Source organism: Bifidobacterium sp. FKU, assembly GCF_026016385.1.
Lineage (GTDB): Bacteria > Actinomycetota > Actinomycetes > Actinomycetales > Bifidobacteriaceae > Bifidobacterium > Bifidobacterium infantis.
The window spans coordinates 2,248,314-2,261,769 of the sequence record NZ_CP092888.1 but is presented as its reverse complement, the minus strand read 5'-3'; the positions used below and the strand labels follow the sequence as shown (position 1 = coordinate 2,261,769).

Here is a 13,456-nt window from a genome sequence, read left to right as displayed (position 1 = left end):
GTTTTAGCGGGTGCTGCGCAGCTCGTGGACGGTGATAGTCCCGCTGAGCTCCGTGACGGTCAGCTCGGTGGTGAAATCCGGGGCGTTGACAGTGTCGCAATCGAAGAGAATCGCGCCTGCGTCTTCGCCGTTGTTGACGAACACTTCGGCCACACCGTGATCGTAGAAGACCTCGACCCGTTCGATCTGCTTGGTGGCGGACACATAGTCGAATCTGTCAGTCGGTAGGCCGGTGGAGGTCAGGTGCACGGCAGCGCCGTCGCTGACCAATCGCAGCGAGACCTCGGCCGTGGCTCCATCCGGCTGAGTGCGTGTGCCCGAAACCAGTGTCGCAGAGAACGCGGAGCCGAGTTCGGGGCGGATATCCGCGTAATAAGCGTGATTGGGCACTTGGAACGTATTGCTATTGCCTGCTGGCGTTGCAGTAAGAACATCGCCCACCAACAGGTCGTAGACCTCTTGGATCGGGCGAGAGATAAGCCGACCATCGACCACGTGCAGTTCGCGTGGCAGGCTCATCACGCCATTGGCATAGTCAGGCCGTTCGATGCGTACGCCGAACCAGTCGCACAACCAGCCGATGGCAATACGACGGTCCACGTCGGTGCCGTTCACCGACGTATGACGATCGAGGAAGGATTGCACCGCGTAATAGCATGAGCCGAAATCGCACCAACCGGTGTGCTGCACGTCCAGACGCGGAGCGTCGAGCGAATCCGCGATAACGCCTGTGTACCAGCGAATTGGCTGGAAACGACCGGTCGAATCATGCAGTTTCATCATCGATCCGACCGCCACCGCCGAGCCGTCCAGCGAGAAGGCATCCGGGCACTCGTAGGTATAGGTTTCGGCGAGTCCCGTCTCGAACAGCAGTGGACCGGCATACTCCCATGCGGCCTTGCCTAAATTGGTGTCGGTGGCACGGAACAATGCCAATGCAGGCGTGCGGGTTGGGTCAGGCTCTTGCTCCCCGGCGGCGGCGAACGCACCATCGCCGTACCAGTATTCGCCTTCCGGCCGCGGCGTGGAGCCGGAGTCTCCTGCGGCTGGTGCCTCGCCGGATGGTAGATTTGTGGCCACCACAATAGTGGGAGTGCCCGCAAGCGCGGTACCATCGAACAACGTGTTATCAGCTTTCGGGTCGCGGAAATCAAGGCCGAAATCTTCGTTCGGGCGGCGAATCACCGTGGTCTCCGGGCTGAAGGACAGGCCGTCGGTGCTGATGGCTGTGGTCTGCGTTTCCACCACAGAGCCGGGGTCGCCGCGGCACTCCCAGTGACGGGTCAGGAAGATGCGAATGGCGCTCGCCTCATCGCCGGGCACGATATGCCCGGTCTCGTCCACGGTTACGGCCGAACCGGAGAATGCCCCGCCGCTCAGCGAGCCGTCACGGCTCAGATCTTCTTGCGGGAGCAGCGTGATCGGCAGATCTGTCCAGTGCACCAAATCGCGGCTGACCGCGTGGCCCCAATGCATACTGTCCCACTGCCAGCCGTACGGGTTGAACTGATAGAACATGTGGTAGCGCCCTTGGAAACGGCACAGTCCATTCGGGTCGTTCATCCAGTGCTGGGCCGGTTCGAAATGTGCGCTCGGCCGGTGCGCGGTGGCGCGCGTATCCGGGGTGATGATGCGGATGCCTCGATCCAGCAGATTCGCGCCTCCAGTCAGGTACGCAAAGCCCAGCGTCAGGCCTTCGCAACGTAGTGCGTATTGCTCGCCGGGCTTGATTGGCAGGGTGAGTCGCATGCGACGGTCGGCGGCAGTCAGGTGGGCTTCGATCGGTGGTGTGTTCGGATTTGCCGGGGTCAAGCGCAGGGTTGCCGGGGCAGCATTGGCACCTCCGGAATATTCGGCAAACGCCTCGAACGCGGTGTAGCCATCGGCATTGATGATGGTCATAAGAGGACTCCTTGAGTTTTCGATACCGGGAATTGCTGGATATAAAGGCGCCGGATGGGCAAAAAGGGAAATCCCACCCAGCACGTATTGATTCGCCTTCGGCCCTGCAATTGTGGGTTCGCTTTCAGCGAGGCTCAGTGTTGCCTTCGCTTGGCTTTCGCCTCGCTCAGGCTGACGCTACAAACAGTCCACAGGACTGTTTGCTTAACGCGTCAGCCCTTTACTCCCGAAGAGGCGATTGAGCTGACGAATTGCTTTTGAAAGATCACGAACACGATGATGATCGGCACGGTGATCAGTGAACTGTATGCCATGATCTGACCCCACGACGTGGTCATCTGCTGGAAGTACTGCACGCCGATCATCACGGGCCTCAGGCTCTCGGACTGCACTACCATCAGCGGCCAGACGTACTGGTTCCACATGGGCAGGAAGCTCAAAATCACCACGGTGGCGGTGGCCGGGCCCGACAGCGGCATCACGATACGCGAGTAGATGCGGAACCAGCCGGCACCGTCCACGCGGGCGGCCTCGTCGAGATCCTTAGGAATCGTCTCGAAATACTGCATGTACAGGTACACGGAGAAGGCGTTGGCGATGAACGGCACGATCTGCACGGGCAGCGTGTCGATCCATCCGCGCGTGAAGTACAGGCCGAACTGGTCCACCACCGGGCGCGGCAGCTGGTTGACCCACCACAGCAGCGGAATCGCGTAGGTCTCGAACGGCACCATCAATGTGGCCAGAATGAACGTGAAGATGATCTTCTTGCCGCGCACCTGCAGACGTTGGATGGCGAAGGCGGCCATCGAGTTGACGATTACGCCAAGCACCACGGTCACCAGCGTGATGATCACCGAGTTCATGAGGAAGGTGGAGGCCGGCACGCGGGTGAATACCTGCGCGTAGTTGTCGAGCGAAATGTGCCCCACCGGCAGGAACGCCTTGAACGAGCCGAGGTCCGCCATAATCTCATCGTCCGGTTTGAACGAGCTGACAACCATGAAGATCAGTGGGAAAGCGAACAGGCAGGCGAACAGGATGCGTACGATCCACCCGCCCACGGACAGCCGGTTGTGCTTGTAGGCGACTTTCTTGGCTTCTTTCGACGTGCGCTTGTCGTGCGCGGTTTGGTCGGCCTGCGGGGATGCGGCCATAGTTGTTGCGTTGCTCATCGTCAGTCCCTTTCCTTACTTCTCTCGAGTCAGATAACGCTGGATGCCGGTGATCACCATGATGATGCAGAAGAACACGAGTGTGATCGCGGAGGCGTAGCCCATCTCCTGCTGCTGGAAGCCGGAGCGCACAGCCTCGAACACCACGGTGGTGGTGGCGTCGCGCGGGCCGCCTTGCGTCATCATGTTGATCTGAGTGAACAGGCTCATCGCGGCGATGGTGATGGTGATGAGGATCATGTTGCGCGTGGAGCGCAGGCACGGCCAGGTCACGTTCTTGAACTGCTCCCAGGCGTTGCAGCCGTCCAGTTCGGCGGCCTCGTACAGTTCGCCGGGGATGGTCTGCAGGCCGGACAGCCAGATCAGCATGTGCTGGCCCACCGCTTGCCAGATGGACATGACGATGATCGCGCCCATTGCGGTGCGCGGGTCGTTCAGCCAGTCGACTGCCTGCCAGTGCCCGAAGGTGAGTTTGGCCATGACCTGGTTGAGCATGCCGTCGTTCTGGTAGATGAACATCCACAGCAGGGAGACGACCACCATCGAGGTGACGACGGGCAGGAAGTAGACCGTGCGGAAGAACACGGAGGAGCGCACCTGCTTGTTGATCAGCACGGCGAGCAGCAGGCCGAGCCCGGCTTGGACGGGCACCACGACGACCGCGAACACGGCCACGTTACGCAGCGCGTACCAGAACGTCGGGTCGGAGAACAGTCGGGTGAAATTGTCGATGCCGATGAACCGGGTAGGGTTCGGGCTGATTGTGCGCGCGTTGGTGAATGCCAGTCCGAAGGCCAGAATCACCGGAATGCCGATGAACAGCAGCAGGAGGATGGATGCGGGCAGAAGCATCGCCCAGCCGACGGCGTTCTCATGGCGCTGTTCGGCGGTGGACTTCCGGCGCGTGGCGACGGTGCCGGTTTTGCCGGCGCTGGTTCCGGGGGTGCCGGTTTTGTCGGCACCGACTCCGGTACCGGACGTACCGCGAGTGGTTGCGGTTGATGTTGCAGTGGTCATGGTTGGTCCCTCTCAGTTCTTCCGGTAGCCGTCGGCGCCTTGGATGTTGCCGTCGATATGGTTGACTGCTTTGTCGAGCCAGGTGTCCACGTCGGCACCGTTCATGATGTCGCCGATGGTCTTGCGGAACTCGGTGGAGATGAAATTGTATGCCGGGGTTTCGGGGCGCATTTTGACGTACTTCTTCGAAATCTCGGTGAAGATCTGCATGTCGCCGCCGTCGGAGAACTCGGGCACGAGCTTCTGTGCGCCTTCGGTGGTCGGGATGTTCATACCGGCCTTGGCTATGTTGGCGATGTACTTGTCTTGCAGGGAGAATCGGATGTAGTCCTGCGCGGCTTCAGGTGCGGGGCAGGATTGGGTCATGCCGACCGTCCACGAGCCGCCGCCGGTCACCGAGCCGTGGCCGAAGTCGGTCATCGGCATAACCACGATGTCGTCGTAATCCTTGGCGTACTTCTGGAAAGTGCTCATCGACCAAATGCCGCCGTACAGCAGTCCGGACTTATTGTTCACGAAGTCGAGCGCGGTGTCGGAGCCGCCCTTGGACGAGATGTAGCCCTTGGCCACGAGGTCGCGCATCCAGTGGGCGAATTCCTTGCCTTCCTTGCCGTTGAGCACGCCGTCCGACGACTGGTAGTCCGTGCGGTTCACCAGGTCGCCGCCGAAGGACTGCAAAATCGGTGCGTAAGCGTAGGCATACCATTCGCTTTTGTTATCGGCCGTGCCGATTTCAAACGGGTAGGTCCATTCGCCGCTTGCCTTGAGCTTGGCCAATGCGTCATCCATTTCGGCCTTGGTCCACGGCTCGTCGACCGTAGCCACGCGGACGCCGAGCTTGTCCAGCACCGACTTGCGGGCGAACAGGGCGATGGTGGCATCGAAATAGCCGACGGTGTACAGGTCGTCGTTCCACGTGCCCTTGGCCGATTCCATCAGGTCGTCGGCGCGGGACAACAGGTCCTTGTCGGTGAGCGGGGCGAGGATGCCGGCCCACGCCCAGTACGGGGTGTTCGGCTGGTCCACGTCGATCAGACAGGGCAGGTTGTTGGCGGATGAGGCGGAGATGATCGAGTCGTTGTACGAGCTTTGCGGGAAGGACTGTAGTTTGACGGTGGCCTTCTTGTCTGGGCTGGCGTTGTAGTCATCGATGATCTGCTGCACGCCGGCAAGCTCGGCTTCGCTGCCTGCCGTGTGCGTCCAGATGGTGATTTCATTGGCGTTGGCTTTCGCCGCCGCGCGTTCCGCCTCACCGCAGCCGCCCACGGTCACAAGGCTTGCGATGGCAAGCGTTGCGGCCAGAGCTTTGACGGCTGAGCGTCGGATGGTATGGGGCATGATGCTCCTCCTTATCTCTTGTTTCTTTCTTCCTTGAATAATGGGGTCGAACCGGTTCGACATACAGTCGAAACCGGATCAAGTAGGATAGATGCGTGATTTTTGGGCAGGCTATCGCTGGGGGTGGGGCCGGACCCAGGATTGCTTGATGCGCAGCTGGCATTCAATCTGGGGTGACTGCTCGCTCAGTGGCGGCGGCTGAACCTTCTCGACCGGGTATCCGGCACGAGGAAAGGGATCGGGTGCCTCGCCTTCGATGAGCGAGGCCAGCTTACCTACTGCCCAGTAGCCCATCTCGTAATGCGGCAGTTCCACAGTGGAAAGCGGCGGATCCAGCGCTTCGGCCACAACCTGGTGGTTGTCGACGCCAACCACCGCGATATCTTTGCCGATAATCAGCCCGCGACGGGTGGCCTCGGTGTAGATGGCCCAAGCGCGGGTGTCGTTGAAGCAGAAGAAGCCGTCGACATCCGGGTGTTTGTCGAAGAACGCGGGCATGCGGGCGGCGGCGTCGCTGCCGGTGTCCATGTTGATCATGAGTTCTGGGTCGAACGAGATGCCGTGCTCGGAGAGGGCGTCGATGTAGCCGGACACTCGCCCGGGCTGAGCGACCATATTGTGCATGGTGCCCACGTAGGCGATGCGGGTGCAGCCGGCGTCGATGAGATGGCTTGTGGCCTTGAATCCAATGCTGTGCTCGTCGGGCACGATGCTGGGCGCTACTTCGGCGGCATCGGTCGAATCGGCGAGCACCACTTTGCAGCCCTGCAACGATTGAGGCAGCATCGTCTTCTGGTTAAACATGCGTGCGTAGATGAAGCCGTCCACGCCGAACTGCCGCAGCGTGAGAATTTCGCGATCGGAGCTTTTGGCTCCGCTGTTGATGCCCACGGTGAGCAGCAGATATCCGAGTGTGCGGGCGGCGTCTTGCGCGCCCTCAATCATGCGGCCGGCAAACGGCGTGGTGGCCACTTCGTCGCTGAGGAATCCGATGGTGCGGCTACTGCTGGTGCGTAGCCCGCTGGCCAGACGGTTGGTCAGGTAACCGAGTTCGTCGGCGATGGCGCGGACTCGCTCGGCGACATCGGGGCTGACGCGGCCGATATCGCGGTTGTTGAGCACCAGAGAGACGGTGGAGATGGAAACGCCGGCGCGATTGGCGATTTGCTTCATTGTGACCACGGTTCTACCTCCTTGCTGGCTTCATTGGCTGGTTGTGGTTGGTTGTTGTGAAGTTGTCCTTCATTGGATCGTTATGTTAACCACGTTAAAAAGTCAAACGTTTGACGTCAATCGATTTACGTATCGGAGTGTCGGTTGGAATATCACCATTTTACGCTGTGCCAACCGTTGGTCAAAAGTTTGACTTGGTGTTGACTTTCAGAGTTCAGCTTGCGGGGTGGCCGAGGGTTTTCGTTTGTGGATGCCGCGTTCCGTGTGAACCTCGTTATTCTGGATGTGTTGTAAACGTGTTGAATGGCTGATAATGGGTGCTATGGGCACATTTGGTTTGGGTCATGACGTGGTTGACGTCGCCGCATTCGCCGAGCAGCTGTCTGAATCCGGCTCGCGCATGCGCTCGCTGTTTTCCGTTCGTGAGGTACGTCAGGCGGCGGATCGTGCACGGCTGAAGAACGATGACGAGGCCGTCCATCTGGCCGCCAAATGGGCGGGCAAGGAGGCGTTCCTCAAAGCGTGGTGCGATTATCTTGGCAATGCCCCCTATCCGTTCACGCTTGATAATTTCCCGTGGCCTGAAATCGAGATCTTGGATGATTCCCGTGGTGTGCCGCATGTGTCTCTGGGTAAGGGGGCGGCGTCAGTCTTCCAAACTGATTACGCGAATTCGGCTGCCGGCGCTCGCTATTCCTCTGCTTGTTCCCCTGCTTCCGATAACGGGCCTTATGCAGTGATGCAGGAGCGGCGGAATGCGCGTTCGGCGCAGCGCTCGGCTCTCGGTGCGGGGTTGATGCCGCATATCCATATTTCTCTGAGCCACGATGGTCCGATTGCTTCCGCGGTGGTGACGATTTCTGTGGAATAGCGCCGGTGGCTCGGCGAGTCTTGGGTTGTGATTATCGAACCGGTTTGATGTATTGTAATACAATACGTCAAACGATTGATGCGGGCAACGGATAGAGACAAAGGAGTTTCCGGTGGCTCAAAGCAACCAGTCGGCACAGGCAGGATCCGGACTGGTGCAAGCGCGGCGATATGTTCGGCATGACCATGTACACCGACCTGTTCGCCGGCGACCTCAAGAAACTTGCCGACAAGATTCCGTACTTGAAGGAGCAGAAGCTCACTTACCTGCACTTGATGCCGTTGATTGACATGCCGCACCCGAACAACGACGGTGGCTATGCGGTCCAGGACTTCGACACCGTGGACCCGAAGCTCGGCACCAACGAAGACCTCGCCGCCTACTTCGGCACGCCCGAGGCCCCCGAGTGCCACATGCTATACAACGTCTCCATCATGGTCAACCTGTGGAGCGCGCTCGCCAGCCGCGACGTGCGTCTGCTCAAGAACCAAATCGACAAGCTCGACTCGCTGCCCGAAAACTGCTGGTTCGTGATTCTGGACGCGATGGACGCCGACCTCCAACCATACGAGTCTCAGCTCACCCATTTGTGATTTCGACGGTTTCTAGCTCCCCTCTCTGAGGGGAGCTGTCGCCGTAGGCGACTGAGGGGAGTCCTCGGCAAAGCCGCAATCCATCAACTAGATTGGCTGGTCCTGCTGCAACCACACGCGTTTGCCATCCTCGAAGAAATATGTATAATAACTCAAGTCGCCAAAAGCGACGCTTAACGCGGATGTAGCTCAATGGTAGAGCCTCAGTCTTCCAAACTGATTACGCGGGTTCGATTCCCGTCATCCGCTCCACTGAAAGAGGCCGCAAACCCTTGGAATTACTTGGGTTTGCGGCCTTCGGTGTTTTCGGTGCGGAAAACATGCCGATGCAAGTTTTCCGCCCAAGTCCACCAATTTCCGCCCGAAATGTTTGACCTAATGTTTGACCTCGACCGCACGAAAAGGAAGAGGCCTGAAGCCCATGACACAGCAGAAGAACACCCGTCGACCCAACGGAAGCGGAAGCGAATGGCGCGACGACAACGGAGTCTGGCACGCGAAGAAGAGCGCCGGCGTCAATCCACGAACCGGACGACGCCGCTGGATCGAGGCGCAGGCGCAGACCAAGACCGCCGCCCGACAAAAACTCCAGACCAAGCTCGACAAACTTCAACGAGAAGGCGATCTGCCCCTCGCAGACGTCCCCACCCTCGACGTGTGGATAGACCGATGGCTCAACACCATCGCGCCCAACGTCAAACCCCGCACCCTCGAAACCTACCGATCCGACTGCAACACCATCCGCAGCGTCATCGGCGGAATGCGACTCGACAGAATAACCCCCGCCACCATCGACGGAATGTGCGCCAAACTCGCCAAGGAACACCGAAGCAAAACCGTCCACAACCACTATCTCAGACTCAGGCAGGTGCTCGATGCAGCGGTCCGCGAACGCCTCATCCCATCGAACCCGGCGCTCGCCGCAACACCGCCGCGCTATGAGTTGCAGCCCACCCAGATCCTCGAACCCGGACAGCCGGCCCGGGCGGCGCAGGCCGCACTCGACCCCAAGCGTCGCAAATACAGCCACCTGGCAGATACCGACGACGACCGCGAAATGTGGAGCCTCATGTGGAACATCATGTTCGAGACCGGCATGAGAGAGGCCGAAAGATTCGCCATCCTGCCCGAAGAGCTCGCCACCGTCGACGGCGTGCACGGAATCCAGATCATGTGGGAGCTCCAACGCTTCAGATCCGATGCAGAAGTGCCCAACTGGCTCCGCTCCCGCCATTACGAGGGATGCTTCTGGCTCGTCGAACCAAAAAGCAAGCAGGGCAACCGGTTCGTTCCCGTCAGCAACCAGACGTGGCTCGGACTCTGGGCGCTCGTCGGACGCAGGCAACGCCAGCCCGGCCAGCTCATATTCACGCGCGAGGGACACCCGCTCACCAACACCGTGGAACGCCGGCGCTGGAAACGCTCTCTCGAAGACGCGGGACTGCCCTACGTCACCATCCGAAGCGCCCGCCACTTCTTCTCCACGCACCTCGCCGAAGCCGGAGCCCCGGAAGACGCGAGAAAAGCGATGATGGGCCACGCAAAAATCAGCACGACGGCCGGATACACCCACTGGTCCGCCGCAAGCCTTGCGGCGCTCGCCGACAAGGCTCGTCAGGCGGTGGGGGAATCGGCCTGATTGCGATTCTTGCGCGGCCTTCCGCCGCCCGCACCACGACCGGGGCGGGCGGCGTTCCACGCATCGATTGTCTCCGGAAGCCAGCCGCGAGTCGTGCCGATCAGTGCGTCCGGTTCCGGCAGATGATACCCCCTCGCGGCCGGATTGCTCGTGCCGATGCGCTCGCCGACCTCCTTGAGGCTGAGATATCTTGCGGTGCTCATTTCCGGCCTCCCGACAGATAGCCGAACACCCCGGCGGCCATGCCGAAGGTTCCGGCCGCGATGGCCTGACCGCCGATGGCGAGAATGAGGCACATCGCGCCACATATCAGCGAGACGAGCCTGTATGCGTTTGTTGTGTTCATGATGTTCCATGGATTAGTCTGGGGATAGGGAGCCGCAGCTCCGGATACTAGGACTATTCGGAATCTGCGGCTCTTGTACTACCGGCGAGGCCTTCGCCGTATATGCGGCGGCTTGGGCTTCGGTACGGGTGACGGCTCATCGCCTTTGGATTTCACCGCCGCGATGACTGCGGCGATTCCGACAAGCAGGGAGCCGATGGCTTCTATCGCTTTCCAGACCTCATCCATGTCTCACCTCCTTCCACTGTTCCGTTTTTGTTTACATAATAATTATAGCTCAACTAAGTAAGTTATGCAAGTCAGAACGGCAAAGATCTGGATGTGCCTATTCGAATGTTCTCCATTACTCGCACATGGTGTAACAAGTGCATGTAAAACCGGTAGAAAATCAGGATAATGATAAGACGACAAGGAAGCGTCTGGCCGTTGTTTTTGCGTCGGACGCCAGCCGGAAAAAGTGGAGATGAATTTTAGAATAATAACCAGTAGAATTGTTAACTATGAGTCAATTTCGCGTGGGAACCTATATAGATGGCTTTAATCTGTATTACGGAATGCGTTCGCATATGGGGCGTTCGACGCCTGAATGGCGATGGCTTGACATACGTGGAATGCTACAGCCGTATGCGCAGTATTGGGATCCCAACGCCTCTCTGACGGTGGTCTATTGCACCGCTCGTGTGAACGCCTCTTCCTCGCAGTCGGCGGCGATTGACCAGAATTTCTATCTGAAAGCATTGCGTGCGTCTGGTTCGGTAGATGAAATCGTTTTGGGGCATTACGTAGTTCGCAGCAATTATGCCTTCATGGTTGATAAGTTATCACGCAGCCGAGTGCCTCAACTGCTGAGCGTAACGGCGCAGCAGTTCAGCAGGATAATGCCACGCGGTCCACAGAATTGGCCCATCTCACTCCGGAATGGCCATGTCGGAGTGGATATACAACGAATTGAGGAGAAGGGCTCCGATGTAAATGTGGCTTCAAGACTGTTGCGCGACATGTACGAGAACACAATCGATGCAGCTCTCGTTCTGACTAACGACTCCGATCTGTCGGAACCCATACGCATTGCGCGAGAACGTATACCTGTTGGAGTGTTGAATCCCCATAAAGGGCCGATCGCGGGCAGTCTGAAACCATTCCGTAATGCGCAGAACAGAATTGGCAGCTGGAACAAAGCTCTCTCTCCAGCCGATTTTAAAGCTCACCAACTGCCCGATGAAGTCAACGGAATGGTCGACGGAAAATACGTGTTTGCGCGTAAGCCAGCAGAATGGTGACATGCTGGAATACTTGACGACATACGCCTACCAAGGTATATTTACCATTGTACCCACCCCGATTGCCACTGGCGACGGGGTTTTTTCATGCCCGATCGATCGGCAGACAAAGGCGAACCATCGGTATGGTCATGTTCCGTATTCTGGCAATCGGAGTATGGATATTCGCCCTGCTGATTTTCGTTGGCGGATTGAGCACCGATTTCCTGACATGCACAATAGTCGCGCTGATCATCGCATTGAATACCCTGATTCCGTCAAGCCAAAGCCCCGGCGCCCGCAGAGAGCGATCGGGGCGATTCCGTATATACGGCGGTAGAATCTAATCAAGCCGCATCGAGACGGCCGAGAGAACAACGAGGTTGGGGGCATGATGCCGGAACGAGAGAACGGAAAAATGGGCAAAATCGTGAAATGGGTCAAAGACAATGGTCTGGCCTTCGCACGCGAAATGGCCGGTCGGCATGACGCCGATATGAGCAACGAAGGGGCGAGTCGCCAATTTCGCCGTGATATGGAACGAGCCACCGCGGCATTCGCCGAGCTTGGCGCAGACAAGCAGAAAATGTACGAACTGCTCCGTAAATGGTTCGGAGTGGACAGCATGGAAGAAGCGGACTCCTACATCAGGGACGGAGCCCAGTTCGAATACCCCATGACACTGCTCGAAGAATACCTGAAACATGAAGGATACGAGACAATGGACATAATCAGATTCAAGAGAGACCACAACGTAGCGGAGAGACTCAGACGAGACCCGTCACTGTCAAGCCTCACCCCAGAACAACTCAAACAACGAATGGAGCAGAACAAATAAAAACGTCTCCAGCGCTCGCCTGTCGAACGGTAGAATCTAAATATGTCGCATAGAGGCGGGTGAGAGAACGAGGGGCGTTGAGCTCGGCAGCCATCTGGTGGAGTTCACCGTCATACATGCGTTACTCATGGTGCCACATCCGTATCATTTTGCGACACGCGCGGGCGACCTGAATGAGCCGAACTTATGCACATTTTGGCCGAAAATGTGCATAAGTTCATCAAAAGTGTGTAAATTGAGCATACGGAGACGTGATGACAAGCCGAAAGGAGACTGACATGACTGCAGTGGCGGTGGCTCCAAAGGCCCATAAAATCGGCAGGCCGGTCATGCTGGACAGCGAGGAAATCCGAAAGCGCAGGAATGTCCTCGAAGGCAAGTACGGCACTCGTGAACAGCTTTCTCAGAAGCGCGACCTCATCGGACTTACTCTCGAGGAGCGCATCGCATTGTACGACCTCGAGGATCTCGACTTCCTAGAGGGCCGATGAGCACGGAATCCGACCAGACCGAGGAACAGGCCATCGATTTCGCCCAGAGACTCGAGAACATGCTCACTGAGGTTCTCGGCCAACCGTCGGACGGGCAATACACCGCCGACCCGCAGGGCGCACGCAAAAAACGCAGCGCCAGCTATCTGATCAAGACGCGGGATCCGCAAGGCATTTCTCTCACCGTGGGCGGCAGCACCATACTCCGCCTCTCGTACCGTTACCAATGCTCCTGCCGCGACTCGAATTCATACCTCCAAGTGGATGAGTCTGCGATCACGCTGCGAGCCGAAAGCGACCCCGCACCCATCATCCACTACGATTTCGTGCGCGACCCCCATAGCGCCATTCCCGCGGCCCACATCAACATTCACGCCAGCAACGACAGCGCCACGAAAGCGATGCTCGCATGCGGCAGCAAAAGCCAGGGCAAGAACAGACGAAAAGCGTTCCTTGAAAAAGGAACCTTCCCCACATTCTCCTCCCTCCACTTCCCGGTAGGAGGAGACCGATTCCGCCCCGGACTCGAAGACGTCCTACAAATGGCAATCTACGAATTCGGCATCGACGCACAGCCGCAATGGCAGCAAGCCATCGAACAGAGCCGGGCCGAATACCGCACCCGCCAAATCAGCGCCCTTGTATGCGAATTCCCGGACATCGCATACCAAGCCCTCTCGCAAAACGGATACCTCGACAGCGGCACACCGCCACAACGACCCGAACGAGAAGACACCAAAAGTCGACTCACCAAATACTGAAAACCGCCCTGGCACTCGCAAAGAGCGGCCGGGGCGATTCCGTATATACGGCG

The 13,456-nt window shown here is 58.5% G+C and carries 13 protein-coding genes, 1 tRNA gene and 1 pseudogene; 8 read left to right on the top strand and 7 right to left on the bottom strand.

The window, feature by feature from the left end:
- Window positions 1-3: 3 nt before the first annotated feature.
- The 5 genes from MMB48_RS10285 to MMB48_RS10265 form a co-directional block, all read right to left on the bottom strand.
- A complete protein-coding gene (locus MMB48_RS10285) occupies window positions 4-1,902 on the bottom strand; it encodes a glycoside hydrolase family 32 protein (protein ID WP_050496208.1) in 1,899 nt (632 codons plus the stop codon).
- 212 nt (window positions 1,903-2,114) lie between these two features.
- A complete protein-coding gene (locus MMB48_RS10280) occupies window positions 2,115-3,077 on the bottom strand; it encodes a carbohydrate ABC transporter permease (RefSeq protein ID WP_032743619.1) in 963 nt (320 codons plus the stop codon).
- 15 nt (window positions 3,078-3,092) lie between these two features.
- Window positions 3,093-4,094 (bottom strand): carbohydrate ABC transporter permease, encoded by a 1,002-nt coding sequence (locus MMB48_RS10275; RefSeq protein WP_032743620.1) that lies wholly within the window; start codon window positions 4,092-4,094, stop codon window positions 3,093-3,095.
- 12 nt (window positions 4,095-4,106) lie between these two features.
- The gene (locus MMB48_RS10270) at window positions 4,107-5,432 is read right to left on the bottom strand and encodes an extracellular solute-binding protein (RefSeq protein WP_032743622.1); all 1,326 of its coding nucleotides are present in this window, start codon (window positions 5,430-5,432) and stop codon (window positions 4,107-4,109) included.
- Between the two features lie 111 nt (window positions 5,433-5,543).
- Complete coding sequence (locus tag MMB48_RS10265; protein WP_032743623.1) at window positions 5,544-6,614, bottom strand: LacI family DNA-binding transcriptional regulator; 1,071 nt, start codon at window positions 6,612-6,614, stop codon at window positions 5,544-5,546.
- Window positions 6,615-6,927: 313 nt separating this feature from the next.
- Here MMB48_RS10265 and MMB48_RS10260 point away from each other — a divergent pair, with 313 nt between their 5' ends.
- From MMB48_RS10260 to MMB48_RS10245, 4 genes and pseudogenes are all read left to right on the top strand, one after another.
- Window positions 6,928-7,476 (top strand): holo-ACP synthase, encoded by a 549-nt coding sequence (locus tag MMB48_RS10260; RefSeq protein WP_032743625.1) that lies wholly within the window; start codon window positions 6,928-6,930, stop codon window positions 7,474-7,476.
- A 140-nt stretch (window positions 7,477-7,616) separates the two neighbouring features.
- Window positions 7,617-8,009, top strand: a pseudogene (locus MMB48_RS10255) (alpha-amylase family glycosyl hydrolase); the annotation flags it as partial.
- Window positions 8,010-8,247: 238 nt separating this feature from the next.
- Window positions 8,248-8,321, top strand: a tRNA-Gly gene (locus MMB48_RS10250).
- 169 nt (window positions 8,322-8,490) lie between these two features.
- Window positions 8,491-9,708, top strand: a complete 1,218-nt coding sequence (locus tag MMB48_RS10245) for a tyrosine-type recombinase/integrase (protein WP_032743626.1) — start codon at window positions 8,491-8,493, stop codon at window positions 9,706-9,708.
- Here the strand turns inward: MMB48_RS10245 and MMB48_RS10240 are convergent.
- Window positions 9,684-9,911 carry a hypothetical protein gene (locus MMB48_RS10240; protein WP_032742388.1) on the bottom strand — a complete coding sequence of 76 codons (228 nt, stop codon included), beginning with the start codon at window positions 9,909-9,911 and terminating at the stop codon, window positions 9,684-9,686. The genes MMB48_RS10245 and MMB48_RS10240 overlap by 25 nt on opposite strands.
- Window positions 9,908-10,054, bottom strand: coding sequence for a hypothetical protein (locus tag MMB48_RS10235; protein WP_154536770.1), 147 nt, complete (start codon window positions 10,052-10,054; stop codon window positions 9,908-9,910). Before MMB48_RS10235 ends, MMB48_RS10240 begins: the two co-directional genes overlap by 4 nt.
- A 500-nt stretch (window positions 10,055-10,554) precedes the next feature.
- On the opposite strand from MMB48_RS10235, the gene MMB48_RS10230 reads away from it, so the two are divergent.
- The 4 genes from MMB48_RS10230 to MMB48_RS10215 all read left to right on the top strand — a co-directional run bounded on the left by MMB48_RS10230 (window position 10,555) and on the right by MMB48_RS10215 (window position 13,403).
- A complete protein-coding gene (locus MMB48_RS10230; protein ID WP_136527183.1) occupies window positions 10,555-11,334 on the top strand; it encodes an NYN domain-containing protein in 780 nt (259 codons plus the stop codon).
- A gap of 370 nt (window positions 11,335-11,704) precedes the next feature.
- Window positions 11,705-12,151: a hypothetical protein gene (locus tag MMB48_RS10225; RefSeq protein ID WP_060620157.1), complete on the top strand. Its 447-nt coding sequence runs from the start codon at window positions 11,705-11,707 to the stop codon at window positions 12,149-12,151.
- A 278-nt stretch (window positions 12,152-12,429) separates the two neighbouring features.
- A complete protein-coding gene (locus tag MMB48_RS10220; protein ID WP_032743631.1) occupies window positions 12,430-12,642 on the top strand; it encodes a hypothetical protein in 213 nt (70 codons plus the stop codon).
- Complete coding sequence (locus MMB48_RS10215; RefSeq protein ID WP_032743632.1) at window positions 12,639-13,403, top strand: hypothetical protein; 765 nt, start codon at window positions 12,639-12,641, stop codon at window positions 13,401-13,403. Before MMB48_RS10220 ends, MMB48_RS10215 begins: the two co-directional genes overlap by 4 nt.
- Window positions 13,404-13,456: the final 53 nt, after the last annotated feature.

Coding starts and splice junctions, on each gene's coding strand:
- MMB48_RS10285 (WP_050496208.1), bottom strand. CDS start 1,902: ATGACCATCATCAATGCCGATGGCTACACCGCGTTCGAGGCGTTTGCC.
- MMB48_RS10280 (WP_032743619.1), bottom strand. CDS start 3,077: ATGAGCAACGCAACAACTATGGCCGCATCCCCGCAGGCCGACCAAACC.
- MMB48_RS10275 (WP_032743620.1), bottom strand. CDS start 4,094: ATGACCACTGCAACATCAACCGCAACCACTCGCGGTACGTCCGGTACC.
- MMB48_RS10270 (WP_032743622.1), bottom strand. CDS start 5,432: ATGCCCCATACCATCCGACGCTCAGCCGTCAAAGCTCTGGCCGCAACG.
- MMB48_RS10260 (WP_032743625.1), top strand. CDS start 6,928: ATGGGCACATTTGGTTTGGGTCATGACGTGGTTGACGTCGCCGCATTC.
- MMB48_RS10245 (WP_032743626.1), top strand. CDS start 8,491: ATGACACAGCAGAAGAACACCCGTCGACCCAACGGAAGCGGAAGCGAA.
- MMB48_RS10240 (WP_032742388.1), bottom strand. CDS start 9,911: ATGAGCACCGCAAGATATCTCAGCCTCAAGGAGGTCGGCGAGCGCATC.
- MMB48_RS10235 (WP_154536770.1), bottom strand. CDS start 10,054: ATGAACACAACAAACGCATACAGGCTCGTCTCGCTGATATGTGGCGCG.
- MMB48_RS10230 (WP_136527183.1), top strand. CDS start 10,555: ATGAGTCAATTTCGCGTGGGAACCTATATAGATGGCTTTAATCTGTAT.
- MMB48_RS10225 (WP_060620157.1), top strand. CDS start 11,705: ATGATGCCGGAACGAGAGAACGGAAAAATGGGCAAAATCGTGAAATGG.
- MMB48_RS10220 (WP_032743631.1), top strand. CDS start 12,430: ATGACTGCAGTGGCGGTGGCTCCAAAGGCCCATAAAATCGGCAGGCCG.
- MMB48_RS10215 (WP_032743632.1), top strand. CDS start 12,639: ATGAGCACGGAATCCGACCAGACCGAGGAACAGGCCATCGATTTCGCC.